The sequence below is a fragment of the Corynebacterium sp. MSK008 genome, from assembly GCF_030232585.1.
Classification (GTDB): Bacteria; Actinomycetota; Actinomycetes; order Mycobacteriales; family Mycobacteriaceae; genus Corynebacterium.
On sequence record NZ_JASPJX010000033.1, the window covers coordinates 1 to 568 of the forward strand.

Here is a 568-nt window from a genome sequence, read left to right on the forward strand (position 1 = left end):
TCGCACGACAGGTAGGCGTACCCGCCGGGATCCAGGGGACGGTTTCTGAAGTCTGCGACCATCTCGTCGAGTTCTTCGGACATGCGCGAGACTTGTGATTTCGACAGGTTAGAAATCCCAAGGGTTGCCACCAGATCGTTCATCCTGCGGGTGGAGACCCCTTTGAGGTAGCAGGTGGCAATCACAGTCGATAGTGCCCGTTCAGCCCGTGAGCGGCGCTCGAGCAGCCAGTCCGGGAAGAACGCGCCGTGGCGCAGCTTCGGCACTGCCACGTCGATCGTGCCGACACGGGTGTCGAGGTCGCGGTGGCGGTACCCGTTGCGGTGGTTGACCCGCTCGGTGGAAGCGACACCGTATTCGGCGCCGCAGACGGTGTCGGCCTGGGCGGAGAGGATCTGGTTGATAAACCCTTGCAGCATCTGGCGCATCAGATCCGGGGAGGCTTGAGCGAGCAGATCATCCAGATAGGTTGTCGGGTCGATAGAATGCGGTGCAGCGGTCATCGTCATGTGCCTTTCGGTGAGATGTGGTAGTTGAGTCGAAAGGTTACTGGCGGTGGCCGCCCCTG

1 protein-coding gene is annotated in these 568 nt (G+C 61.4%); it reads right to left on the reverse strand.

Annotation, left to right across the window (positions count from 1 at the left end):
• The coding region (locus QP996_RS11755) for a transposase (protein ID WP_284872813.1) at positions 1 to 503 on the reverse strand (503 nt) is incomplete at its 3' end.
• Between the last annotated feature and the right edge of the window lie 65 nt (positions 504 to 568).